Raw genomic sequence first — 23,810 nt, 5'->3', positions numbered from 1 at the left:
CGCAACTGCATCTCTAGATGCGCTTGATCGAGCGTGGTGCAGAGCGGCCTGTTTGCAGCGCAATACATATGGAAAGGCAGTGTGTGTTTTTCTATGGCAAGGCAGCATGTATTACGTTTTCCCCAGGGATTTCTGTGGGGCACTGCATCGGCAGCATATCAATGTGAAGGCGGCAATACCAACAATCAATGGTATCGATGGGAGCAGCAAGGGCACATTCTCAGTGGAGAGCAGTGTGCTCGGGCCGCGAATTGGTGGGAGGGGGCAGAGCAAGACTTTGAGTTGGCTGAACAGATGGAGAACAATGCGTTACGTTTGAGCGTGGAGTGGAGTCGTGTTGAGCCAGAAGAGGGACGCTGGGACGTAGCAGCGGTAGAGCGCTACCGAGCCATGCTCAGCGATCTGCGCCAGCGACATATTCAACCGGTGGTCACACTGCATCACTTTACTGAGCCGCTCTGGTTTGCTGATCGAGGAGGTTTCACACAAGGCGACAATATCCGTTTTTTTACCCGCTACGTTGCTTATATTGTGGAAGCCTTGCACGATCTCTGCGATTTCTGGATCACGATTAACGAGCCAAACGTCTATGCTGTACAGGGGTACGATCTGGGTACATTTCCACCGGGCGAGCAAAGTATCACGCGCACGCTTCAGGTCTTTCACAATCTGGTGCTGGCTCACGTTGCCGCTTTCTATACGATCCGTCGCCTGCAACCAGGCTCACAAATTGGCTATTGCCTGCACTATCGCCTCTTTGATCCGGCCAATCCTCTCTCGCTGCTGGATCGTGCCGTTGCTCATGCGCAGGATACGATCTTTAACTGGTCCATGCTGCGAGCCGCTGAAACTGGTCGCTTCCACTTTCCCGTCAACGCACTGGTTCCTCCGATTGTTGGCGCTTCTGGTGCCAGAGACTATCACGGCATCAATTATTATACGCGTGAGATGGTGCGCTTCGATCCTTCCGTGCCTGCTGAGCTTTTTGGACGACGATTTGTGCGCCCTGGCACGATTCGTAATGACGCAGGATTAGACGAAGATTTTGGCGAGATCTATCCGCAGGGGCTATACCGAGTATTGAAAGATGTCTATAAATATGCGCGGGGCAATAAGCCACTATATATTACCGAAAATGGCTTTTGCGACTCGGTAGATAGTCGGCGTCCACGCGCGATTCTTGAGCATCTGGCAATGGTGCATCGCGCAATAGAAGAGGGTGTTCCGGTACGTGGCTACTTCCATTGGTCGCTGGTGGATAACTTTGAATGGAACAATGGATGGCACGCGCGTTTTGGCTTGATTGAGATCAATCCGCAAACGCAGGAGCGCATCCCTCGCCGCAGCGCCAGTATGTTTGGGGAAATTTGTCGCGCCAATGCCATCACTGAAGATATGGTGGAGCGTTATGCGCCAGAAGCGCTTGAGAGCATTTTTGGGAAGGCCGACACCAGCCAGCAAGAGTTGCCAGTATAGAGAGCATCTGTGCTTATTGGAGAAATGCCAGGGTCATACGTTGATATTACATAGGACATTTGTTTCTGTTTGTCATCATCTGCTTTTATGCTAGAAATTGAGAGGAATAGTGAATTTCGGCACATCCTATGGGCTGGCTTTCTCCTCTGGAATCAATGCGTACTTGCCTTTATTGTCATTTTCCATTGCTGTACGCTGGTTCCATCTCTACCATGTCAACCCTCAGTACGCCTTTATCACCCAGGATTGGTTTATTGCGGGACTGGTGCTGCTCACGATTGCTGATCTGGTAGCAGATAAGATCCCGTACTTTGATCATATCTGGGATATTATTCATACCGTGCTGCGCCCGATTGCTGGCGCGCTTGTCGCCGCAGCGAGCGAGAGTCAGGTGACTGGTGCTGCTCAGGTGGTGCCGCTGGTGGTTGGAGCTGGCCTGGCCGCGATGACCCATACAACGAAGGCTGCTACGCGTGTTGCGTCTACAGCGACCAGTGCAGGCTTGTTAAATACGATCCTGAGTATTGCTGAAGATGTCGTGGTGGTGCTGACCGTGCTATTATCGCTGTTGCTCCCTGTCGTGATGGTCGTTGTGCTGCTGATCTTTGTGGTCATTTTCCTTGTCACCGTGCCGCGTATTATTCGCCGGTTGAGGAGGAAGTCGTCACGAGCGAATCAGAACGCAAATGTGCCTCTTTCCCGGTGACGATGTTTAAGATTACAGTAATCTGCGCATATATGGTGCTGGTTGGTGATAGGCTGGTGATCCTGGCGGAGCAGGTGGAAGGGTTACTTGCTGTGTGAGAGTCTCTTGCAAGAGATCCTGCGCCTGGATGCGGTAAAGCTCTGTCAGCGCCGCACGCTGTATTGCTTTGCTGGCCTGGGGAGCGCGGTCGCTCATCACTCGCGCCCAGGCTTCGCCCAACCATAACCCTGCGCGCACTTTTTCGCGCCTTGCCTCAAGTTGTTCAGCTTCCTGAGGCGCGCTCGTATTCCAGGGACGCCAGATCCGCCATGCTCGCTTGAAATGGACGAGAGCCGCGCCAGGACGTTCTCTCCACAATTGATAGGCGCCCGAGACGAACTCCAGCCAGCCCCATGCTCGCGCCTCCGCGAATGTGCCAGTGAGAAATGGAGCATCTGAGGAGTCGTGCCCAACGATAGGCAAATCACCAGTGAAGCGCTTCAATTCGTTGCGTGTATACATCAAAAGCTCCTGGGCAAGATGTTCATCTTGCTGTAAGCATGCCTGAAATGCCTCTCGTACTCTGTTCAGAGCATGAATATACACATCTGGAGGGATATCTGCCGTCATTGTATTTATCCTATTTCTCTACTGGTTGCCAGATGTATTAATTTTAACGTGTGTTTGCGTGATAGTATATAGCGAATAGCATTCTTAGCTTGTTGATAGAAGATGTTGGGCCTGTTTACCTCCTGTTCTGTGCTTCGTTTTTATAGCAGAATAGGGGGGAGATATGCTTGTTTTTCTGAAATCTGGCGTGCTACACTCTGTAGAAGAGAGGCGTAGCATCTCGTTGTGCTTTATTCGCATTCATACTATTCATAAAAGGCTGGATTGTTAAATGGAAAAAACAACGTCAATTGCCGAAATGCAAAAATTTATTTTTGGCAGCAAGGTCATCTGTTCCGATGGTGAAGATGGTGTTTTGACGCATATTGGTGTTGATGCCTCAACGCGTCGGCTAACACATATCGGAGTCAAACAGGGCCGATTCTTTGGTAAGACGGTCTATATCCCTTTCAATACCGTCACAAATGCATCTGGTAATGGCGTGGATTTGAGTATTACCAGGGATGCTTTAGCCGCTGCCAGTAAGGAAGCACCCGCCCTTACGCTACTGGACGGGAAAAGTGTTGTCCAGCAGGAGGGATCAGCGGCCAGAGGAACCTTATTGTTGGTAGCGGTACAGCCAAAAAGCGGCGAACTGGCTTATATCGTGGCACGCTCTTTACGTCAGGGACAGGATACCCTGTTGCGTGAGGAGTACGTTAAGGAGCTGGACAAAGAATATGTTGAGGTCTCTATTTCTGAGGCCGCTTTGCAAACCCTCCCTCCTTATCGTCCCGATTCCGAACTACAGCGCGAAGTTGAGGATATTTTATTTGACCTCACTCCGTTACATGTTGATTTTAAAGGCATGTCCGTGCGCGTGCTGGATGGAGTGCTTTATCTCAATGGGAATATCTCTAGTGCGCTGCGGGGCGATATTGTGCGCGATCAGGCGCTTGGTGTGCTTGGCCTGCTGGCAATTGAAAATCATCTGATTGGCGATGACCGTCTGGCCGGTGATCTTGCACAAAAGCTGGCCCATGATCCACGTACACATACTCTGCCCATCGGTGTCTATCCGCGCCTGGGAGTTGTGCGCTTGAGCGGCGCGGTACATAATGTGCAGCAGAAAAATGCTGCCGAGGAGATCGCGCGCAAGTTTCCCGGCGTTCAGGGGGTGATCAACGATCTGATTGTGAAGCCAGATGCCGAGATGCTTCGAGTCATGTCTTCATCGGAGGGTGGAGAGGCCATTGATAAAGTGCCGGGTAAATATATCAGGCATACCAAATAACGCTATCTGGCAGGTGGAGCTTGACGGGCTATCGTCACCTGCCAGAGCGAAGTTCCTGTATCAGCCCGAATTGCCTGCATCAAACCATCCTGTGTACTGATATACAGGATGCCGCGTTCCAGAAAAGGCGGTTCTTGAACGGCTTTCTTATAGTTCCAGATAATCGCTCCATCTCGTAGTCGTAATGCAACAAAGGTATTGTCGTGTAAGATGATGTAGACCGCTGGTTCGATCACTGCCTCCGTCTCGTCTCTTCTAGCGGGTAAGATCAATCCTGCGCGATATTGCCAGAGCAGCTCCCCAGTACTCGTCCGAAATGCATAGGTGATGCCATTATTGGTAGCGACGTAAATTTGCTCCGTGCTGTTTGTGTACACCTGTCCACTGATCGGTGGCGCAAAGCTAGTTAACGGATCGTTGATTTTCTGTCTCCAGAGCAGTCTGCCATTGCTAGCATTCAATGCATAGATATTTCCATCAAGAGCATTGAGATAGATGGTCTGTATCGTCACAACCAGCGATCCCCAGATGGGATACATCTCTTTAAACTGCCAGAGCAATGTACCGTCGCGAGCTTTCAGGGCAATGACTGTGCCGGTGCGCGTCGTGAGATAGATGATGTTCTGCTGAAGCGTGAAACTGCCTCCCTGTTCCACGCCTGTATATTGCCAGAGCGTGCTACCATCGCTCGTTTTGATAGCATCGAACGTTGTATTGCTCAGTTGAATATAAGCGACATCGGGGGTCGTTTCCAGTATCCAGATAGCGCCTGATCCTTGCTTGCTCCAGAGGAAGCGTCCTGTGTTGGCCTGTAGCGCGGAAATTGTCATCCTATCAAGGTTGGTGAGGTAAACAATGTCGTGGAGTATTGCGAGCCATGAATGTGAGGACGAGCTTTTCTCCCTGTACCGCCAGAGTAGCTCGCCATTTTTTGCATCCAATGTGTAGATTTCGCCATGCAAGCCCTGAAAATATAATGCGGTCGTTGTGGCGCTGATGAGTGATAGATGGGTGTCGGGCAACTGCCGCTGCCATACTAGCTCGCCGTCGCCTGCATCCAACGCATAAGCCGCACTTTTCTGGTTGTTTTGCGTGGTAAAGTAGACTGTGTTCTGGACGATGCTAAGCGGTCTGCTGGCGGGAGAAGTTGGCTGATAGTGCCAGAGCGCTTTCCCGCTATTTGCCTGCAATGCGTTGACGCTGCCATCAAGTGTGTTGAGATAGATGATTTTATCGGAGAGATAGGAGGTTTCAACAGCGTTCGCTTGAGTCTCAGGTGCTGCTGGATGTACCTTTGGTTGCGATACGGTAGGTTTGGGCAGGAGTGGAAGAAAGACTACAACAAGAAACAGGGCAGTGGCTCCTACGATGGCGATGGTCAGAATTCTTCTTTTGGCCTGAAGGAAGAACTGTAGAGAACGCTGTATAAAAGAGGCAAGTTGACCACGCTTTTTATCGTCTGCATCATTGTTTGTATCTAAATCGGTAATTGAGACTTCGTCGTCGGGTGGCTCTATAGGTGGCGTGTTTTGCATATGCTATCTCTTATTCAAAAAATACATCGTAGCGCACATTTAGGGAAAGCCATATAGAGCATACAAAAATCTTGCTTTTTGTGTCAACGTGTAGTATCGAAAAGCATGCTGTTTTATGGGTTAAGGTAGTGGCAAATTCTCAGGGAGGAAACGTATTTGTGAATTTGCCACTTTATAACGGGTATTAGCTTTTCAATGCTTGATCGAGATCCTGAATGATATCCTCAACGTGTTCGATGCCGACGGACACGCGCACACACCCTTCGGTGATGCCCAGATTTTGTAGCTCTGTGTTTGTGAGCGTACGGTGCGAGGAGATAGGTGGATAGCTGATCAGCGTAAAGACATCGCCCAGGCTGGTTGCAGACAGGCAGAGCTGCAGGTTATCCATAAAGCGGAATACGGCTGCTCGTGAGGCTTCCTTCAGCTCAAAGGCCAGCAGACCGCCATATTGTCCCGGCTTTAGCAGACGGCTGGCGATGTCATGCTGTGGATGATCTGGCAGGCCAGGGTAGTGAACGCGTGCAACAGCCGGATGTTCGTGTAAGAAGCTGGCAACCTGTGCCGCATTACTACAATGGCGTTCCATACGTAACGAGAGGGTGCGCAGGCCACGCAGCATCAGGTGAGTATCAAAAGGACCGAGCATCGAGCCGAGCAGGTGAGAATAGGCGCGTACCTGATCGAGTAACGTATTCTTCGCGCTGATGACGGCTCCGGCGGTGCTGTCTCCATGTCCGCCAATATACTTCGTCGCACTATGGACGACCAGATCGATTCCATGCTCGATAGGCCTGAACAGGCTCGGTGGAGTGAAGGTGCTATCAACAATGGTGACTGCATCTATTTCTTTTGCCGCCGCGCTGATAGCATCGATATCTATCACCTTAACAAGAGGATTGGAGATGGTTTCCACGTAAATAATATCTGGTTGTTCCTGGCGAATGCGTTCAACGGCGGTTGGACAGCAAAGATCGGCCAGAACTACCTCGACGCCAGCAGGAATAAAGAGCTTTTGGAGTAAGCCGATGGATGGACCATAGACATCTTTTGAGGCTACAATTTTTGCGCCAGGAGCAAGTCCGGCTGCGAGCAGAGAGGCGTGAATAGCGGCCATGCCGGAGCTAAAAACAACAGTTCCTACCCCCTTTTCCGCGCTGGTCAGGGTTGTTTCCAGTGCATGCGCGCTGCGATTGGCCTGACGTGCGTAGACAAATGCATCTTCTCCTTCGGGCGTTGTGCCGCTGAAGGCCCGGTCCAGTTCCTCTACGCTGTTGTGAAGATAGGTGGTGCTGGCGTAAATAGGGGGGACAGTCGGTGTGCCACCAGCCTTCTTTGCTTGATGATCGATCCCGCCGTGCACCAGGAGGGTCTCAAAATTCCAGGAATGGTTGTGATCGTGTTGTGCCATGAATCTCCTCTGGTTAGGGTGTACATAATTTGTTGAGATATTGAAGTGACTCTAACCACTCTGTAATAGCGGGCAACTCTGCCTCATTTGCTGCGGTTTCTTGCTGGTAGAGCGCGCCATAGCGATCTGCCAGGACGATGCCAGGGTGCAGTTTGTGTGTTGCACTATCCCAAAAGGTGTAGTGCGCAATGACGTTGCCTTGCGGATCAGAAAGCAGCGGGAAGGGGAGTCGTAGCTCTTCCTGTGCCTGCAAATTCGTGATTACCGGATCGGCTGTAATTGCCAGAATTGCACAAGCTTCTTCGCGAAAATCTGGATAATGTCTGGCAAACGTTTGTAGAAGATCCTGTCCCGCCTTTGCGCTCTGCACAAAGAGCAGGAGCAGATGTTCGCGTTGTTTATAATCCCAGGGACTATGCGGCATGCCATCAGGACCGGGCAGGCTAAATGCCGGTATAATCTGGCCCGTTTCCAGTGTTGGATATGATGTATCGTTATGAGTCATAAATAATTCCTCTAGGAAAGATCGTTCATCGTATACGTACATAGTACGCTATAATCAGTAGTTTTTGCCAGTCGTTCGTTATTGCGAAAACATATTAAGAAGAACATGTCTTTTCGGTTAACGCGGCAGAAAAGGGAGAATCTTTTCCTCAATTGCCAGTGCCACGCCCTCCTCAGCATTACTGGTGGTGACGTGATCTGCCACTGCTTTGACCTCATCGTGAGCATTGCCCATTGCGATGCCTAGACCAGCAAATTGCAACATTCCGATATCGTTGTGATTATCGCCAATTGCTGCCACTTCTTCAGGCCTCACCTTCAGGATACGTACAAGCGTTGCGAGCGCGTGACCCTTTGAGACCTCGGGATGTAAGAACTCCAGCAGGTGGCGCGACGCCTGGGTAACATAGAGTTGTCCTGCCAGCATGCGCTCCAGTTCTTCGCGCTTCTCCCGCAAGGTTGCAGCGTTGCCAACACCGACCAGTTTGATGCAGGGCTGCGGATAGAGGCTCTCTACCTCTGGCACCTCAATGGCTGGTGGAACGGGTGGATGATACCAGTTGCGGGCGTTAGGCGTCCCCTCATCAACGTAGACGCGTTTATGGGTGTGGTAGACTCGGTGCAGATGCATGCGACGTAAGAGCGCGAGTGTTGATAAAATATGCTCGTCTGGAACCAGTTGTTCATATAATGCTGTACCACTCTGAATATCGGCAATGATGGCACCATTATAAATGATTTGCGGCACATTGAGGGGGAGATTGGCGCAGACAGCGCGCAACACATCCAGCGTTTGTCCGCTGGCAATGACTAGCTTTACTCCACCTGCGACCGCCTGACGTAAAGCTGCATAGGTACGAGAGGTAATGATACGCTGAGGTGTTAAGAGGGTTCCATCAAGATCAATGGCAAGTAAGCGATACATGGGGTACTCCTGGTTGATAATATTTATAGGCAGAGTGTGCTGATCGATAGATGTATCTCTAGTATATGGTGAGAGATGGTCGCTGACAAGTGGCGAAAGTGCGACGTGAAATCTTGCCAAATGCATGCAATATACTTATACTACTCTTACCGGAAGGTGCTGAATTCATGTATAAAGGGAGTGGTGTTGTGCAACATATACAGCGAACACGTTTGGAACAGGTTGATACATTGCTGGTGGTTGGTAGCGGGAAAGGTGGTGTGGGCAAATCGACGGTGAGCGTGAATCTGGCTGTTGCCCTGGCGCAGCAGGGGTTGCGCGTTGGCCTCCTCGATGGGGATGCTTACGGCCCCAGTATTCCCATGATGTTAGGTGTACGTAAGCGAGCCGCCAGTAAAGGTTCAGAGGCGGTGTTGCCGCTGGCTGAGCGTAAGGAGCTGCCCCGCGAGAAGAAGCTACAGCCGCTCGTTCGCTATGGGGTGAAAATTATGTCGGTTGGCTTTTTCATTGGTGAGGAGCAGGCTGTTGCGCCCATGCCCGATGTGCTGGGGATGCTGATTCGTCAGTTGCTCTATTCTGTGGATTGGGGCGATCTCGATTATTTGCTGATAGATCTTCCCCCTGGGACAAGCGAGCCACAGGCCACTCTCTGTCGCGAGATACACCTTGATGGAGCTATTCTAGTAACAACTCCGCAGGATATTGCGCGCATCGACACTGCGAAAGCTCTGGCTATGTTCCAGCAGAGCAGTGTGCCTGTCCTGGGGATCATGCAGAATATGGATGGCTTTCTCTGTCCTCATTGTGGGGGGCATGTCGATATATTTCCTCAGAGCCAGGAGGTGCGTTCAGTACTAGATGTTTTGCCTGTGCTGGGACGTATTCCCCTCGATCCAGCGGCGGTTGTTAGTGGAGATAAGGGCCATCCGGTGATTATCAGTCTGCCCGATTCGCCTGTTGCGCAGGCGTTTGTGCTGGCGGGGCAGCAGCTTGCCTCTCTCATACAACAACAGCATCATCAGATCTCGTCCTCGCAAAATCCAGCCGCGGTGTCTGAAGATGCGCTAGAGGGAAAAACGGAACATGATCGAGAAGGTTAAGGGAATACTGGCGGGTCTGGCTTTTCGCCTGATCGCGCTCCTCACTCTGGGCCAGATCTCTCCTATTTTAAGCGCTTGTGTGATTATTGAGCGTGATGGTAAAATTTTGTTGATTGATCGCTCAGATGGCTTAGGCTATACCATTCCGGGAGGAATCGTTCACTATAGTGAAACGGTGGAGCAATGCGTGCTGCGTGAAGCTCGTGAAGAGACAGGCTATGATGTCTTGCTCACCGGATTCGTTGGGGTCTATTCTTCGCTGAAACGCGACCCCCGCTTTCGTGCTGTGGCCCTCGCATATCAGGGCCAGATCGTCGGCGGTACTGAGCATGGCTCGGGTGAAGGAAGTACGTGCTGGCAGGCACCCGGCGATGTCTTTGGGCATATGGCCTTTGATTGCGAGAGTATGCTGAAAGATTATTTGAGCGAGCATCAACGCTTTTCTTGACATCGATGTGCGTCCTCGCTGTGTCTGGGACGCTATAGAGGAGTAGATGTATGCCTATCTGTCCAATCTGCGACGATACCGGGTTGCAAAATTCCGATCCCGCCAACCCTGAGTTTTGTTTTTGTTCCGCTGGCAAACAGGCCAGGAGACAATGGGAAATCATGCGTGCTGCCGAAAAGCAGGGGCAGGCGGCTCCAAAACCAGCCAGCTTCATTGATATTACTCAGCTTGAGGAGGTAAACGCCAGCGTTGATGCTTTACGGGCTTCTCTGCTTGGCTCTGCCTCCACTGAAGCCGCAACGCAAACAAAACATCCCGCCGTACAACTGCTCTATCAGGTGGCTCATCCTGGCCATGAAATTTCTGTTGTGGAGGCAACCCAACTGCACGATCTGGCAAAAACTCTGGAGCTGTTTCTCACAGGGTTGGCCCCCATTGGTCGTAAGACAAAGCGTTAAGTATAAGAGCGCAAATGCAAGCATACACATCAGTAGGAGTATATGGCTAGGAAAACAGAGTGGGATGATTGACACACTGTTTTCCTTCTACTATACTTTATGCGTAACTATCTCTGTAGCTGGTTGCTACCTGGAGGCCACTGATGTCTCTAACTTTTTGTTGCCTGATGATGTGTAATTCGTTGACGCAGGGCAAGGCGCTCTCATATATCTTTCCTGTGGCTGTATGATTATCCTGATGTATTTGATAGTGTCTGTCAGGCATTTCCTTTGTACCTATCTAGTTTTATTTTTGGCCGCTGATTGACTTATCTTGTGGCGATTGCTCCCCAACTTCCTGCCATTATCATGCAATCTCGTCTCTGGTGTATTGGCGAATATCTATCAGATTGCTGCATGGTCCTGGTGGGAGAGGATTATTACTTCTGGCTCATTGCTGAATGGGTGAGGTGAGCAAAGAGGCTGGCAAGAGAGAAAATCCGCGCATATTTGAATGTACTGGTTTATTGGGAGAGACGCATATGTTATGTCCACGTTGTGGCAATGAAGGGGATGTAAGCAAAAATCCTTGTTCTCGTTGTGGCCTTCAGGTGCGCTTACCTCATCAGGTGAGAGGGGCGAATCAGGGGGCACAAATGCCCTTACCAAAGCCATCCGCAACACTACCACCTCTACCTCCGCCGCCGACAAATGGTGTATTAAAGGAGATGAGAGGGGCGAATCAAGGAACACAAACTCCTCCGCTGAGGTCACCGTCAACGTTACCACCGCTACCTCCATTAGATATAGATGATGGATTTCAGTCGAATAGAATGGGTTCAGATCTCTCTGCACCAGGCTTTCAATCGATGCAGGGGGGAAAGGATATCAATTCGTCGTTTTCGCCCCCAATGCAGCCACCTGGTTCCTCTATTAGCTCGCCTAATTTTGATCCATTCTCTTCCTCCAACTTCTCTCGGTCGCCTGAGACTCCTTTCCCCGCCACCCCTAGCTTTTCAGGAACTCAAGGATCGATGAAATTCGATCCACAAACCTTTTCCGGTCAGCTCTCAGGTATGCCTCCTATTGATCGTGCCCCTGCCAGTAATGTGCCATCGCGTCCCCAGGGACCGATATCATCTTCTCCCGTTACGCCTCTCCCCGGAACCGATTTCGGACGTATCTCCGCGCCTCTTCGCCCGAGCCGCCTGATTACTGAGAGGGAAGGAAACGCTGTCAGCACCTCTTCTCCAAATCAGAGCATGCTATCTCAACAATTACCGTTACCGGATACCGGTGATAGTGCTGATCTACTGAAGGATCAGCGCACGCTCGCCCCTGGTACAGTGCTGCGAAATGGACGTTACCGCTTGCGTGAGTTGCATAGTCGCCAGGATTGGCTTTCTGGCGTCTCCGAGGCGATGTGGATAGCACAAGATGCCCAGCGCTCTGGTTCTCAAGTGATGATTTGCGAACTGACAGTGCCCGAAAGTAACTCGATGATGGTGCAGTCCATGTTGCGTGCTGCTACTATGGCTTTAACCTCTGCGGGGCGGCATCCCAGCATTCCTACGCTGTGGGATGCGTTTAGCGATCAGGGACAGAACTTTTTCGTCTTTGAGTCTTTTGAGGGAGAGTCTTTGCTGGCTCGTATGCGTCGGACAGGACGACCGTTAGCGGAGCAAGAAGTCATTGAGTGCTGCTTGCAACTCATTGACCTGCTCGACCTTCTTTCTCAGCAGTCGCCCCCGCTGGTACATGGGTTGATTCGCCCCGAGCATATCGTTATGAGCCTTTCGGGAAATCAGTATCTTCTGACCAATTTTTCGGTCATCATGGCTGGTGGAGCGACACAGTTTGTCTCTGGCATCGATCGTACGCAACTCTCGCCTTTTATGGCTCCCGAGTTGCCTCGTGGCACCATTGATCCCCGCCTTGATCTGTATTCCTTGCTTGCCAGCGCCTATTATGCTGTCACCGGTAGCATTCCTAATGGGCATAGTGGCACGATCATTCCGTCTGCTCAGAATCTCAATCCCAATGTGTCGTCGGCTTTTGACAACATTCTGATGAAGGGATTGCGGCCTCTTGTCAATCAACGGTATCAGCACCCATTAGAGTTGCGGCAGGATCTTCTAGGGCTGAGATCAGTGAGTGGCACAATTACGCCGAAAAATGAAGCGCTGATCAGCGCTTCGGGAGGGCCACGCCCTGCGTTGTCTCAAAGCACGATCTCTGTTTCATCGCAACAGGAGATCCCGGATAGCGTAGCTCAGGTATTGCCTGGTCTCTTAGCAACTGGTATGGTGGATGATGATGATCTGAGCACGATGTTGCCCAGGCCAGAGGATCTACCCCCGATGGAGCCGCGCAATGAACAGTTGCAGTCGATAATCTGGCTGGCTGGTATTCTGGTATGTTTGATCGCGATAGTCATTTTGAGTAGAGGATTGATATAGAAAAGCGATTTGATCTGCTTTTCTAAAGAAAAAGCGCCTGTTTACCATGCTGAATGCATTTGCTGGTAAACAGGCGCTTTTATGCTTTCGTTCCAACGTGAAGTGCGACTATACCTCCACTCAGGCGATAAAAACGGACATCGCTCCATCCAGCCTCTTCCATAATTTTTTGCAATGTTGGTGCATCAGGAAATGTTGTAAGCGAGTTGGGAAGGTAATTGTATTCTTCAAAGGCTTTTCCGATAATTGTGCCGAACAGTGGTGCCAGTTTATAAAAGTAGAAATAAAAAAGCCCACCAAAAATTCTGCCCGGAGGATGGCTGATCTCCAGGCAAACCACGCGTCCTCCAGGTCTGACCACACGGAACATCTCGCGAAAGCCCTGCTTGATATCGGTTAGGTTGCGCACTGTAAAGGCTGAGCAGCACCCATCGACGCTGTTATCTGGCAGATCAATATGTTCGGCATCCCCGGTTCGTAGCTCGATTTGATCCTGTAGGCCCAGGCGAGCAATCTTTTTGCGCCCCTCTTCAAGCATCTCCGGGGTAATATCCATGCCGATCATATGGGTGTTCGGACCAGATTGACGAATAACGGCAATGGAGAGATCAGCGGTTCCAGCTCCAAGATCGAGGCCTGTCTCGCCTGTAGCTAGCGCGAGATAGCGCGCGGCTCTTTTGCGCCAGTAGCGATCCAGACCAAAACTCATCAGTCGATTCATTAAATCGTAAATGCCTGCAATGCGTCCGAAAAGACGTTGTACATAGGAGCGTTTGCCCCCGGTGGCATGAAATTTCTCTTCTAATGACATTCTAGAACTCATATATCGCTGCCTTCTACTGTTTGCGCTCCAGAACAAAATCGATCAACTCATCAAGCACGTCGCGATCTGGCGATGGTGGAAAGTGGTAGAGAGCCTCGCGTGCCTTGTTGCCATATGCATGTGCATCCATAAACGCTCTTTTGATGCCGTTGCCCTGGACAACCCAGTTAACCACTTTTTGAATATCTTCATCCTTCTGGGTGCCGCCAGCGAGTAGATCTTGAACTTGCTGGTGATAGCCGTTTTGCGATGGCTCTTGCAGAGCAAAGATCAAGGGGAGCGTCACCATACCCTGGCGCAAATCGTTGCCGACCGGTTTCCCTATCGTTGATTGATCTTCAGTGTAATCAAGGATATCGTCAATAATCTGAAATGCGATGCCTAGATAGTAGCCATAATCATATAATAACTCGATATCCCGGTCGGAGGCTCCGCTGACAATCGCGCCGCCTTTGCTGCAAGCCGCGATCAAGCAAGCTGTTTTATGTTTGATTTTTTCGTAGTAGGTATCCACCGTCAAGTTGATGCTTCCGGCGGTCATCATTTCAAGAATAGTGCCTTCGCAAACGGTGGCGACGGTATCTGAGAAGAGGTGATCGACGCGGGGATCTTCAATGTCGGCAATCAGTCCGGCAGTTTTTGCGAAATAATAGTCGCCAAGAAGAATGGCAATTTTATCTCCCCAGAGAGCATTGACCGTTGGGTTGCCGCGCCTCGTTTTGGCTTCATCGACGATATCGTCATGGATGAGCGTGGCTAAATGCAACATTTCGTAAGCAACCCCGAGCAGAACGAGCTTGTCGAGGCGATAATCGTTCAATTTGCCTGAGAGGAGGGTGATGGCGGTTCGTAGACGTTTGCCTGGTGAGGCGAGTGCATGCATGGAGGCGGAGTTCAGGAGAGAGATGCTTGATGTGGCTCGCTCCTGAAACGTTTTATCGACCAGGGCGAAATCATCCTGGATACTGGCAAAGAGTTGGCTCAAAGTGGCCGTTCTATTCATGTATGATTCTCCATTTCGTATATCTTCTGGTCCGACGTACGCATCACGAGCATAGGATGGAGCAAGTACACATCGTTGTATGCATTCCTGATAACCTGACTTTTCGGGCAGCTATGGTCCGGCGATTGCGTTCGCTCCCCCTGGAAAGGGCCAGATTCGCGGAAAGATGATCCCCCTACAAGTCTTCGTATGAACGCGTAAGAGTCTTTAATCCATATAGATTATAGCGTGTGTTGTCCAAGACCAGTAGATTACTTATGTGCTTTTCAGGAGGCTCTCTTTCGTCTTTAAAGCTCTGCCGTTGTGTCTACCTCGATAAGATCCTCCTGGACGTATCCTGCTGTGAAATTGAACTCATCAAGTGCATCCAATGCGGTACGATACTCTTTCCAGGAGAGCCGTCGATTCAAGATTGGATCGTTGACAGCTTTCCAGGCCGGAAAATACTGATCCATCAAGCTGATTGGTGTATCTGGACCCAACTCTTCCGCTATCCAGCGTAGAACCTCGCGCGTTCCAGAGATATCCTCTGGCATAACCAGGTGACGAATGAGCAAACCATGTCGGGCAATGCCTTCTTCATCCATCTGGAGCGGCCCCACCTGACGATACATCTCTCGTAACGTCTCGTGATTATGATCGACGTACCGGGGCATTTTTGAGGTTCGGAGCGCGTGTTTGTTATCGGCATATTTGGCATCGGGAAGATAGATATCCACGACTCCATCCAGCAGTTGCAGCGTTGCCAGATTTTCGTATCCCGCACAATTGTATACGAGCGGGAGCCGCAGCCCTTTCTCGCATGCAATCACGAGCGCGGCAAGAATTTGCGGTACGAAATGGGTTGGTGTGACCAGATCCAGATTATGACAGCGTTTTTTCTGGAGGTAGAGCATCATATCCGCCAAACGCTCCGGTCCCACGCGATGCCCCAGACCTCCCTGGCTGAGCGAGAAGTTCTGGCAATAGGTACAACGAGCCTGGCAATAGCCAAAGAAAATGGTACCTGCTCCGCGTGTACCGCTGATGGGAGGCTCTTCGCGGCGATGGATGTTCCACGAGGCCACTATTGCCTCGGTCGCCGAATGGCAAACCCCTGTTTTCCCTGCAATGCGATTGCAGCGACAATTCTGTGGACAGATGGTACAACTGCGCAAGATTTCCCAGGCCTGGGCCGCACGTTGCGCCAGTTCGCCAGTTTCGTAAAGTTGAAGATAACTGGGATAAAGCATCGGACTTCTCCGCTACACGTGTAAATTACTTTGCCTATAACTATATTCTATCAAGTTTTCTGCGCTGATGTCTCTAGTGTGGTGCTGAGGTGCAGCTTAGCGTAGGAGACATCTGCGCTTTCCCTACGCTAAGCCGACAGCAACAAAAGGTGTCCAGTTTCCAAACTGAACACCTTTTGTTGTTACTTGCTGAATTATTTAAGGCGTTGGCCATTTAAAACCACGTTGAGATGGTTTCAAGCCTGAATGATGGCCTGTTGAGGCGCTCTTTTTGTCGCGCACCCCGTCTGGCGTTGTGCGAGGCTTCTTTGCTCGTACTTTTTTCCCCTTCGTTTCATCCGTGCTGTCTGCGTCATGCACAGGCGGTTCGGGAATGTGCTGGATGAGTTCGTCGGTGTCGTTGGCGACCTCCGTCCAGAATTGAGCCTTTTTGCGTTGTGCTGGTCGCGAACCTTTCAGTACACGACCATCTGGCAAACGGGTCACGTGTCGCTCCTGGTTTGGCGTGCGTGACTCGTTGCGATGGTTGTTGCGTTGTGGCCTTTCGTAGGAGCGATTGTTGTGGTTATGAGCCGTCTCGGTGTAATCGTACCGCTCGTAATCACCCTCAAAATGCTCTTCGTAGGCGGGACGATGACCATTTCTCCCCGCTTCTCCTGGCCGACGATTGTCATAAGGCCGGTATTCTCTGCGATTATCAGGCGTGCCACGTTGATTATAGTTGTTCCGCTGGTAGGACGGCCTGTCTCCATTGGTACGATTGCCTGGTGTTCGGCTCTGATACCGATCCTGTTCAAAAGGTTGTTGTGATGTACCCCGATAGCCCTGCGTTGGAGAGCCGCTATTCCGGTAGTTGTCCTGGCGATTCCTGGGGTGATCATATGCAGGCTGCCGGTTGCCATAGGGTCTGTTGCCACCAGAACCCTGTGCAGACTGGCGATTCCCGTAAGGCCTGTTATTGCCAGAACCATTTTGATAGGGGGAGTAGTCTGGCTGATTGCCGCGCCAGTTGTTTTGTCGCCCCTGCCCATTGCGCGGTCGATAATCCGCATGTTGGGTTTGCGCTCCTTGTTCCCAGGCGCGATCTACTATTTCGCGGTTGAGACGAGGGCGACCAGGGCGTGAAGATTGCTCTTCTCCGTATCTGTTTGATGAGGAGTTCTGGCGAAATGGTGGACGCGAGTCATTTCGTCTTGGCTTATTGTATTCTCTGGTCATAATTCCTTTCATGGTAAAACCATATGGGGATTACTGTCTGTGGTGGTCAGATCCGCAAGTCTTCTTGCTTCCTCCCTCTGGTCGTTCCGCACCTATCCCTGATAAGCTTGATATGCAGTCTTCTCTAACATCATTGCTATCCTGACTGCTCATGAACTCACTGTGTTCTACCTGCGATCGGGCCGCCTGCAAGGAAGTGTTTGTTGCAAGGGGGTACGCCTGCTATAGTATACCATATATGCTTCGATGTTTGCGAGACACTTCCCAGCGTAGCTTAAACTCTGCAATTGTTAGAGTCGCCTCATCAACCACCACATGTTCTACAATCAAAAAGAAGGGCCGCCCTGGATATTATGAGGCTGTCTGGCTCGGTATTGGCGGTACCTTACCTGATAACAATGGCACCCCTCGAAATATTTCCTGATCGCTGCCAAACATTGCGAGTTGCTTTCTGGTTACTTCGTCTGGCAGCAGTGGGCGGAGAAACACTGTGTAGTACAAGCCTTGCTCTGTGAAATCTCCTTGCAACCCCGTGAGCATCTCTTTAATGCTCTGCACTTGCGCTCCGTTGAGCAAAATGGCGTGTTCTGGTATGACAAATTTCAGGCAGGCTGTTTCTGCATTCTGACTGGTTTCATCGGGTGGCACTGGTCCACACTCATAGACAGCTGCCTGGGCTAGCGTGAAATCAGTTAAGGGCCAGGATGGAATATGAGCATGCAGATCCGGGCTAAAGGTCTGGCGTACGAGCAATGAAATCGCCGAAGCTTTATAAGGCTGCGTCGGGCCTTTTAGTGCCTCGTTAATGGCTGTCAGTGCCCGACCTAAACGCTGATATTCATCCTGATCGCTGCTCGATGTGCCATAGATCAGTTCTTCCTGTTTCCCATTGAATGCCAGTTCCAGAAATGTTGCGTTTTCGTCCTGAACGTCAGAAAATCGCTGTTGCGAAAAGCTCAACACACCATAGGTGTTGACCAGGGCGTTGAGCAACTGTTGTAGCTCTTCTGTTGTCAACTTGCCCTGGCGATCCAGGCCAAGAATGTAACTGCCATCCCCGTAGATGCTCACCTGTGGACCAAACGAGAATGACCCCTGGAGGCCGCCACCGTAGAACGTACGGATGAGCACGTCGGATGGGTTGCTACTGTATGTAATCGGCTGAGTCGATGAACCTGTAAATGTTCTGTTTTGTGTGTGACTGCTAGATGAAAGCGTTGTTGGATCACAACCGCTTAGAGCCAGGAGCAACAGGGTGAAGCAAACGAGAAGGAGAAATAAATCTCCTTTCTCAGCGCCCTTTTTGTTCATACTGTCTTTTTGCAGATGATCAATTTGCACGATGATTTGACATCCTAAAAGAGTTTACATGCATTACCGCTTTCCTCTTCATAGTATATCATTATCTGCAAATTTGCCTTCATCGTCTCCATGTAGAGACGATAGTACCCCTTTAGCGGTCACACCAGCGATAGCCGATCATTTTGTAGACCAGCTTGGCGGCTAGAAAATCCGCGCGCTCCTGCCCCGGCATCGGGCAAAGCTCAACAACATCCATACCTACAATCATTGTGCGGTGGCAGATCTCGCGGAAGAGGTCGAGAACTTGATACCAGGAAAGACCGCCTGGTTCGGGCGTGCCAACAGCGGGCATCTCACCTGGATCGAAGGCGTCAAGGTCGATGGTGACATAGGTGTGCTTGCCCAGCCGTTCCCAGGGAATGGTTGCTAGCCCCTTTGCCATCTTATAGGCCCAGACGATAGCGACATTAGGCTGTGTCTTCATAAAAGCCGCCTCTTCGGGACTGAAGCTACGAATGCCAATTTCGAGCAGCGGAATACCCATATCCACAACGCGGCGTTCGATGCTGGCATGCGATAGCGGAGTGCCTTCGAACTCGTCGCGTAGATCGCCATGTGCGTCGATATGGACGACGGTGAGATCGGGATACTGTTCATGGACAGCGGCGATGACGGGGGCAGAGAGCGAGTGTTCGCCTCCAAGTATTAGAGGTACCTGACCGCGCTTGAGAACCTCACGTACGGTATCTCCCGTTGCTTTGAGCGCAGCTGCATGGTCCATTCCGTTATAGTCAAGCACAGGACAGGTATAGACGCCTATTTCGATAGGGCAGCAATCAAGCTCCTCATCATACAGCTCCATCTGGCTTGATGCATTGAGGATAGCCTGTGGCCCATGTTCGGTGCCTTTCATATAGCATACGCTGTATTCGAGAGGGGCCGGGATAATAGTAACTTTCGCTGTTTCCTGCTGGCAATAGGGCGCGTCAGGCGCTCCAAACTGTGTGATGGTTAGATCTTCCATTGTATGCGTGTGACCTCGTATGAGAGCGAATAAAGAGCTTTTTAATCGGATACTTCTATTTTTCGACAGAAAAAAAAGGCCGTCAAGACCAGTTGGAGGAGGGGCAAAATACAGAAGTGAGAAGACTTCCGGCGATGCTTGCTGGAAACCTTCTCACCCTCCGTAATCTGTATGGCTTATCGCGAAGGTACTCTTCGCCTTTCTCTTATTGCCTTTAGCCCACCTCCGCAGGGGCCAGGCTTGCGGCGCGATTGCGACGTGCTGCCATTGCTTCAGCGAAACGTACTGGATCAGGCTCTTCAGGCCGAAGAGAGCGCGTGGCACGTACCACGAAATGAGACTCTACATCGTCGGTCTGGAACATCTCTTTCGCAAAGGCAATAGCATCTTCCTGGCTAAATTCTTTGCACGAGCAGATGTCGATGTCAACTTCACCATATTCCGGCCACGCATGGAGACTGATATGGCTCTGCGCGATCACGACGAAACCAGAAAGCCCGGCATCCAGTGGATTCGAGGTCTCTATATCATACAGGTGAACCGGACTCACTTTTTCCATATCCACGCGACCAGGGTACTCATCCAGCACGCGGCGGATCAATGGCTCGTTGCTGAGCAACTCACGGTCGCAGTTGTAAAGCTCTAACATCAAATGAACAAGCATCGCGTTTCCCTCCTCATGGGGTAGGTCCGAGCTGTATTATCCCTCTCTGTAGAGGAGAGCTACAGCCACGTAACAGTATCTCAGGTGGAAAAAACACACCGGATGGTATTATACATTAGGTTGTCAAGCTAATGCAAAGGGAAACGCCGAAATTTGTATCTAATGACAATATCCGTTCTACCTAATTGGCAGTTCCTATCTACCCCAAAATAGGGATAGGCATTGTACCTAATTGTGATCAGGGCATCTACCTAATAGGAAAAGCGAGTTGTCATTAGATGAAATCACTACTTTATGGCCGCACCTTTTTGCCTGCTTCGTATGCCTCTTTCAGGTCGCTTAGCAAGGCCGCACGCTTTGTGTACAGCTCTTTGCGCGGACGTGGCTTTGCCTTGCTTACTGCATACGCGGTAAGTAGAGGTAAAGCTATAGTAGAATCGCCATAGATTACCACCGCATCTCGCAGTTGATCCGGCTTGATTTTTCCCCAGGATACCGCCTCAGAGGGCGTTGCGCCTGAGAGGCCACCCCAGTGTGGTGCATCAGCTGTGATCTGGATGAAGTAGTCGTGACCACCTTTTTGAATGCCCAGAACCTCCCATAATTGAGGCTGTGTTTGCAGATAGAAGTTCTTGGGGCTACCCCCCCCGAGGATCAGCACGCCGTTGCGCTCCGCATGATGGACGATAGCGGTCGTCTCGTTCACGTCTGCCAGTGGATCGAGGGTGAGCTGGTTGCCCTCCAGAGCATGCCGAGCTACGTTCATACCAATCGACGAATCGCCGGGAGAAGAAGTATAAATGGGAACATTCCAGGCAGCCGCCTGCGCCAGCACCGAATATTCAGGTTTTACTCCAGCTTTTAATAACTGTGCTCCTAAATGATAGTGCAATTCTGATGTAGAGATGGGTCGATTGGGAAGACTTTTTAAACTCTCACGTACAAAGGAATCAGTATCAAGTAATACTTTATCTTCAAACAAGATATCATAAATACGAATGACACCTTCTTCCTGGAGTTTTGTATCGTCCAGACGAAAATCTCCACGATGCAATGACATTGCCAGTGCATGATGCATATCATGGTAGAGGTTAGCGCCTGTACTAATAATGAAATCGATAAATCCATATTCCATTAATGTAATCAGGCACCCTCCCAATCCTGCGGGCGTTAAGGCACCTGCCATCGTCAGGCCCACCGTTGTATTTGCTTCGGGAGAGAGCATCTTTTCTGTATAGAGACGAGCCGCTTCATGCAGGCGAGCCGCATTATATGCCTGAAATTGTTGGTCGATCAGGTCGGCGACAGTCATATCTGGCTGCACGCGATGCGGCAGGATTTGTGGACCGCTCAAATACTCCTGCTGCGTTGGTTCGTGGTTATCGTGTGTATCATGATGGTGAGACATTTACTGCTGATCCTTTCATAGAAAGTGAGTGAGAAACACCTTCTATACTATACTCGATTTTTGCATAAAAGTGTCGCCGCCTGTAATTGGCGGCGACCTGGTATTCTCTAGTATCTGGTTGCTTTGAACTATTCGATCATCAGCCGCCTGATCTCTATCACCTGATCGCGTAGTTGGGCCGCTTTCTCGAATTCCAGCTGTTTTGCGGCTGCGCGCATTTGCGATTCCAGATCTTTAATCAAGCGCAGAGCTTCATCTTTAGGAATTCCTGCCAGAGTTGCCGCAACAGTTTTGCCATCCGCTTCCGCGCTCTCTGCACCGCTCATGGCTTTGATGCGCTCAGAAAGCGTCTTGATCTCTTTCTTAATACCTCTGGGGGTGATGTTATGCCTTTCATTATATGTTGTCTGGAGCGTGCGACGGCGATTGGTCTCATCAATGGCTCGCTGCATCGATCTTGTTGTGGTGTCTGCGTACATAATCACGCTTCCCTCAACGTGACGAGCGGCGCGGCCTATCATCTGGATTAGCGACCCTTCAGAGCGCAGGAAACCCTCTTTATCTGCATCCAGAATCGCCACCAACGAGACCTCTGGCAGGTCAAGTCCCTCTCGTAGCAGGTTGATACCTACAACAACATCGTAGACGCCCAGGCGTAAGTCGCGCAGAATCTCAATGCGTTCTATTGTGTCGATCTCAGAATGCAGGTAATGAACCTTAATATTTAGTTCCTGCATATAGTCAGCAAGATCTTCGGCCATCTTCTTGGTCAGGGTCGTGACTAGAACGCGCTGGCTTTTCTCGACACGCTGGCGAATTTCTGCCAGTAGATCGTCGATCTGTCCTTTGGTAGGTCGAACGCTGATCTCAGGATCGATCAAACCTGTCGGGCGGATCAGTTGCTCAACAATTTGCTGGCTATGCTCATATTCAAATGGTCCCGGTGTGGCGGAGACGAAGAGCGCCTGATTGATATGTTGTTCAAACTCGGTGAAGGTCAGTGGGCGGTTATCCATTGCCGATGGCAGGCGAAAACCGTAATCGACCAGCACCTGTTTGCGCGAACGATCACCGGCAAACATACCGCGTACCTGGGGGAGAGCGACGTGCGACTCGTCCACAACGAGCAGGAAATCGTCTGGTAGATAGTCGAGCAGAGTCCAGGGTTGTTCGCCTGGCCCTCGTCCAGCAAGGTGGCGTGAATAGTTCTCGACGCCGGAGCAGAAGCCTGTTTCTCGCAACATTTCAATATCAAAGTTGGTTCGTTGCTTCAACCGAGCCGCTTCCAGCAACTTCCCCTCCGCTTCCAGCTCTTTCAGGCGCTCTTCCAGTTCTTGCTCGATTGCTGTGATCGATTTATTCAGGCGCTCCTGCGTTGTGACCCAGTGTTTGGCGGGATAGATGTCGAGCCGTTGCCGTTTGCCCAGCACCTCCCCGGTCAATGGGTCGATCTCGGTCATGCGCTCGATTTCGTCGCCGAAAAATTCGATCCGCACTGCAACATCTTCGTAGGCCGGGAAGATTTCTAGCACGTCGCCGCGCACACGAAAGCGGCCACGAATAAAGTTTGCGTCGTTGCGTTCGTATTGAATTGAGGTCAGGTGGCGCAGGATTTTATCTCTGCGTCGATCTTCTCCCACTTTCAGGGTCAATACGACATCGCTGTACTCTTCTGGACTGCCTAGACCGTAGATGCAGGAGACAGAGGCCACGATCAGCACGTCACGCCGCTCAAAGAGGCTGCGGGTGGCCGAGAGCCGTAGCTTCTCGATCTCTTCGTTGAGCATGCTCTCTTTCTCAACGTAGGTATCCGTACGCGCGATATATGCTTCTGGTTGGTAGTAGTCGTAGTAAGAGACAAAATACTCAACCGCGTTGTTGGGGAAAAACTCTTTATATTCGCTGTAGAGCTGGGCTGCAAGCGTTTTATTGGGAGCAAGCACCAGCGTTGGCTTTTGCACCTGCTCTACGATCTTGGCAACCGTATAGGTTTTGCCGCTGCCCGTGACTCCTAGCAGCGTTTGAAATTTATGCTCGCTCTCGATGCCCTCTACTAATTGGGCAATGGCATCTGGTTGATCTCCAGTAGGCTCAAATGGTGCCTCTACTTTAAATTTATGTCCATTAGATGGTTGTATGCTCATTTCTGGCATAGTGCTGCCCCTTTTTTGTGCTTCCCTGTGCCTCTGTATAGAATATTTTTTCCAATGGTTCACCTATTATACCACGTCTGGCCGCTGTATGATACCACTT

Annotated in this window: 21 protein-coding genes; 7 read left to right on the top strand and 14 right to left on the bottom strand. The window is 50.7% G+C overall.

Going from position 1 to position 23,810, the window contains the following annotated elements:
- Positions 1-93: 93 nt before the first annotated feature.
- Together K3T83_RS07460 and K3T83_RS07455 are read left to right on the top strand one after the other, a co-directional pair.
- Positions 94-1,476: a glycoside hydrolase family 1 protein gene (locus K3T83_RS07460; RefSeq protein WP_220202342.1), complete on the top strand. Its 1,383-nt coding sequence runs from the start codon at positions 94-96 to the stop codon at positions 1,474-1,476.
- A 109-nt stretch (positions 1,477-1,585) separates the two neighbouring features.
- The gene (locus K3T83_RS07455) at positions 1,586-2,182 is read left to right on the top strand and encodes a DUF4126 domain-containing protein (protein WP_220202341.1); all 597 of its coding nucleotides are present in this window, start codon (positions 1,586-1,588) and stop codon (positions 2,180-2,182) included.
- Positions 2,183-2,194: 12 nt separating this feature from the next.
- Here the strand turns inward: K3T83_RS07455 and K3T83_RS07450 are convergent, their stop codons facing one another.
- Positions 2,195-2,791 carry a hypothetical protein gene (locus K3T83_RS07450; protein WP_220202340.1) on the bottom strand — a complete coding sequence of 199 codons (597 nt, stop codon included), beginning with the start codon at positions 2,789-2,791 and terminating at the stop codon, positions 2,195-2,197.
- 271 nt (positions 2,792-3,062) lie between these two features.
- Between K3T83_RS07450 and K3T83_RS07445 the strand changes: the two genes are divergently transcribed.
- Positions 3,063-4,064, top strand: coding sequence for a BON domain-containing protein (locus K3T83_RS07445; RefSeq protein WP_220202339.1), 1,002 nt, complete (start codon positions 3,063-3,065; stop codon positions 4,062-4,064).
- Positions 4,065-4,066: 2 nt separating this feature from the next.
- On the opposite strand, the gene K3T83_RS07440 is transcribed toward K3T83_RS07445, so the two are convergent.
- The 4 genes from K3T83_RS07440 to K3T83_RS07425 form a co-directional block, all read right to left on the bottom strand.
- The gene (locus tag K3T83_RS07440; protein WP_220202338.1) at positions 4,067-5,599 is read right to left on the bottom strand and encodes a PQQ-binding-like beta-propeller repeat protein; all 1,533 of its coding nucleotides are present in this window, start codon (positions 5,597-5,599) and stop codon (positions 4,067-4,069) included.
- 184 nt (positions 5,600-5,783) lie between these two features.
- Positions 5,784-7,010 carry a trans-sulfuration enzyme family protein gene (locus K3T83_RS07435; RefSeq protein WP_220202337.1) on the bottom strand — a complete coding sequence of 409 codons (1,227 nt, stop codon included), beginning with the start codon at positions 7,008-7,010 and terminating at the stop codon, positions 5,784-5,786.
- A 13-nt stretch (positions 7,011-7,023) separates the two neighbouring features.
- The gene (locus tag K3T83_RS07430; protein ID WP_220202336.1) at positions 7,024-7,515 is read right to left on the bottom strand and encodes a redoxin domain-containing protein; all 492 of its coding nucleotides are present in this window, start codon (positions 7,513-7,515) and stop codon (positions 7,024-7,026) included.
- 117 nt (positions 7,516-7,632) lie between these two features.
- The gene (locus tag K3T83_RS07425; RefSeq protein WP_220202335.1) at positions 7,633-8,439 is read right to left on the bottom strand and encodes a Cof-type HAD-IIB family hydrolase; all 807 of its coding nucleotides are present in this window, start codon (positions 8,437-8,439) and stop codon (positions 7,633-7,635) included.
- Positions 8,440-8,627: 188 nt separating this feature from the next.
- Between K3T83_RS07425 and K3T83_RS07420 the strand changes: the two genes are divergently transcribed.
- The 4 genes from K3T83_RS07420 to K3T83_RS07405 all read left to right on the top strand — a co-directional run bounded on the left by K3T83_RS07420 (position 8,628) and on the right by K3T83_RS07405 (position 12,883).
- Positions 8,628-9,539: a P-loop NTPase gene (locus K3T83_RS07420; protein ID WP_220202334.1), complete on the top strand. Its 912-nt coding sequence runs from the start codon at positions 8,628-8,630 to the stop codon at positions 9,537-9,539.
- Positions 9,523-9,987 (top strand): NUDIX hydrolase, encoded by a 465-nt coding sequence (locus K3T83_RS07415; protein ID WP_220202333.1) that lies wholly within the window; start codon positions 9,523-9,525, stop codon positions 9,985-9,987. Before K3T83_RS07420 ends, K3T83_RS07415 begins: the two co-directional genes overlap by 17 nt.
- A gap of 50 nt (positions 9,988-10,037) precedes the next feature.
- Positions 10,038-10,445 carry a hypothetical protein gene (locus K3T83_RS07410; protein WP_220202332.1) on the top strand — a complete coding sequence of 136 codons (408 nt, stop codon included), beginning with the start codon at positions 10,038-10,040 and terminating at the stop codon, positions 10,443-10,445.
- 1,013 nt (positions 10,446-11,458) lie between these two features.
- Positions 11,459-12,883 carry a protein kinase family protein gene (locus K3T83_RS07405; protein WP_220202331.1) on the top strand — a complete coding sequence of 475 codons (1,425 nt, stop codon included), beginning with the start codon at positions 11,459-11,461 and terminating at the stop codon, positions 12,881-12,883.
- 79 nt (positions 12,884-12,962) lie between these two features.
- Here the strand turns inward: K3T83_RS07405 and K3T83_RS07400 are convergent, their stop codons facing one another.
- From K3T83_RS07400 to uvrB, 9 genes are all read right to left on the bottom strand, one after another.
- Complete coding sequence (locus K3T83_RS07400) at positions 12,963-13,706, bottom strand: class I SAM-dependent methyltransferase (protein WP_220202330.1); 744 nt, start codon at positions 13,704-13,706, stop codon at positions 12,963-12,965.
- A gap of 13 nt (positions 13,707-13,719) precedes the next feature.
- Positions 13,720-14,709 carry a polyprenyl synthetase family protein gene (locus tag K3T83_RS07395; RefSeq protein ID WP_220202329.1) on the bottom strand — a complete coding sequence of 330 codons (990 nt, stop codon included), beginning with the start codon at positions 14,707-14,709 and terminating at the stop codon, positions 13,720-13,722.
- Positions 14,710-14,996: 287 nt separating this feature from the next.
- Positions 14,997-15,941 (bottom strand): radical SAM protein, encoded by a 945-nt coding sequence (locus tag K3T83_RS07390; protein WP_220202328.1) that lies wholly within the window; start codon positions 15,939-15,941, stop codon positions 14,997-14,999.
- A 198-nt stretch (positions 15,942-16,139) separates the two neighbouring features.
- Positions 16,140-17,159 (bottom strand): hypothetical protein, encoded by a 1,020-nt coding sequence (locus K3T83_RS07385; RefSeq protein ID WP_220202327.1) that lies wholly within the window; start codon positions 17,157-17,159, stop codon positions 16,140-16,142.
- Positions 17,160-17,510: 351 nt separating this feature from the next.
- On the bottom strand, positions 17,511-18,500 hold the full coding sequence (locus tag K3T83_RS07380; protein WP_220202326.1) for a hypothetical protein: 990 nt from the start codon (positions 18,498-18,500) through the stop codon (positions 17,511-17,513).
- A 112-nt stretch (positions 18,501-18,612) separates the two neighbouring features.
- Complete coding sequence (speB, locus tag K3T83_RS07375) at positions 18,613-19,485, bottom strand: agmatinase (RefSeq protein ID WP_220202325.1); 873 nt, start codon at positions 19,483-19,485, stop codon at positions 18,613-18,615.
- A 214-nt stretch (positions 19,486-19,699) separates the two neighbouring features.
- Positions 19,700-20,149 (bottom strand): S-adenosylmethionine decarboxylase family protein, encoded by a 450-nt coding sequence (locus tag K3T83_RS07370; protein WP_220202324.1) that lies wholly within the window; start codon positions 20,147-20,149, stop codon positions 19,700-19,702.
- Positions 20,150-20,441: 292 nt separating this feature from the next.
- Complete coding sequence (locus K3T83_RS07365) at positions 20,442-21,557, bottom strand: homospermidine biosynthesis protein (RefSeq protein WP_220202323.1); 1,116 nt, start codon at positions 21,555-21,557, stop codon at positions 20,442-20,444.
- Positions 21,558-21,685: 128 nt separating this feature from the next.
- Complete coding sequence (gene uvrB, locus K3T83_RS07360; protein WP_220208186.1) at positions 21,686-23,701, bottom strand: excinuclease ABC subunit UvrB; 2,016 nt, start codon at positions 23,699-23,701, stop codon at positions 21,686-21,688.
- Positions 23,702-23,810: the final 109 nt, after the last annotated feature.

The organism is Reticulibacter mediterranei (genome assembly GCF_016587455.1).
The sequence above is the reverse complement of the archived record's forward strand: the minus strand, read 5'-3'. Positions and strand labels throughout refer to the sequence as shown.

Excerpts from the sequence above, each read along its gene's own strand:
- K3T83_RS07460 (WP_220202342.1), top strand. The coding sequence starts at position 94 with ATGGCAAGGCAGCATGTATTACGTTTTCCCCAGGGATTTCTGTGGGGC.
- K3T83_RS07450 (WP_220202340.1), bottom strand. The coding sequence starts at position 2,791 with ATGACGGCAGATATCCCTCCAGATGTGTATATTCATGCTCTGAACAGA.
- K3T83_RS07445 (WP_220202339.1), top strand. The coding sequence starts at position 3,063 with ATGGAAAAAACAACGTCAATTGCCGAAATGCAAAAATTTATTTTTGGC.
- K3T83_RS07440 (WP_220202338.1), bottom strand. The coding sequence starts at position 5,599 with ATGCAAAACACGCCACCTATAGAGCCACCCGACGACGAAGTCTCAATT.
- K3T83_RS07435 (WP_220202337.1), bottom strand. The coding sequence starts at position 7,010 with ATGGCACAACACGATCACAACCATTCCTGGAATTTTGAGACCCTCCTG.
- K3T83_RS07430 (WP_220202336.1), bottom strand. The coding sequence starts at position 7,515 with ATGACTCATAACGATACATCATATCCAACACTGGAAACGGGCCAGATT.
- K3T83_RS07425 (WP_220202335.1), bottom strand. The coding sequence starts at position 8,439 with ATGTATCGCTTACTTGCCATTGATCTTGATGGAACCCTCTTAACACCT.
- K3T83_RS07415 (WP_220202333.1), top strand. The coding sequence starts at position 9,523 with ATGATCGAGAAGGTTAAGGGAATACTGGCGGGTCTGGCTTTTCGCCTG.
- K3T83_RS07410 (WP_220202332.1), top strand. The coding sequence starts at position 10,038 with ATGCCTATCTGTCCAATCTGCGACGATACCGGGTTGCAAAATTCCGAT.
- K3T83_RS07405 (WP_220202331.1), top strand. The coding sequence starts at position 11,459 with ATGAAATTCGATCCACAAACCTTTTCCGGTCAGCTCTCAGGTATGCCT.
- K3T83_RS07400 (WP_220202330.1), bottom strand. The coding sequence starts at position 13,706 with ATGAGTTCTAGAATGTCATTAGAAGAGAAATTTCATGCCACCGGGGGC.
- K3T83_RS07395 (WP_220202329.1), bottom strand. The coding sequence starts at position 14,709 with ATGAATAGAACGGCCACTTTGAGCCAACTCTTTGCCAGTATCCAGGAT.
- K3T83_RS07390 (WP_220202328.1), bottom strand. The coding sequence starts at position 15,941 with ATGCTTTATCCCAGTTATCTTCAACTTTACGAAACTGGCGAACTGGCG.
- K3T83_RS07385 (WP_220202327.1), bottom strand. The coding sequence starts at position 17,159 with ATGACCAGAGAATACAATAAGCCAAGACGAAATGACTCGCGTCCACCA.
- speB (WP_220202325.1), bottom strand. The coding sequence starts at position 19,485 with ATGGAAGATCTAACCATCACACAGTTTGGAGCGCCTGACGCGCCCTAT.
- K3T83_RS07370 (WP_220202324.1), bottom strand. The coding sequence starts at position 20,149 with ATGCTTGTTCATTTGATGTTAGAGCTTTACAACTGCGACCGTGAGTTG.
- K3T83_RS07365 (WP_220202323.1), bottom strand. The coding sequence starts at position 21,557 with ATGTCTCACCATCATGATACACACGATAACCACGAACCAACGCAGCAG.
- uvrB (WP_220208186.1), bottom strand. The coding sequence starts at position 23,701 with ATGAGCATACAACCATCTAATGGACATAAATTTAAAGTAGAGGCACCA.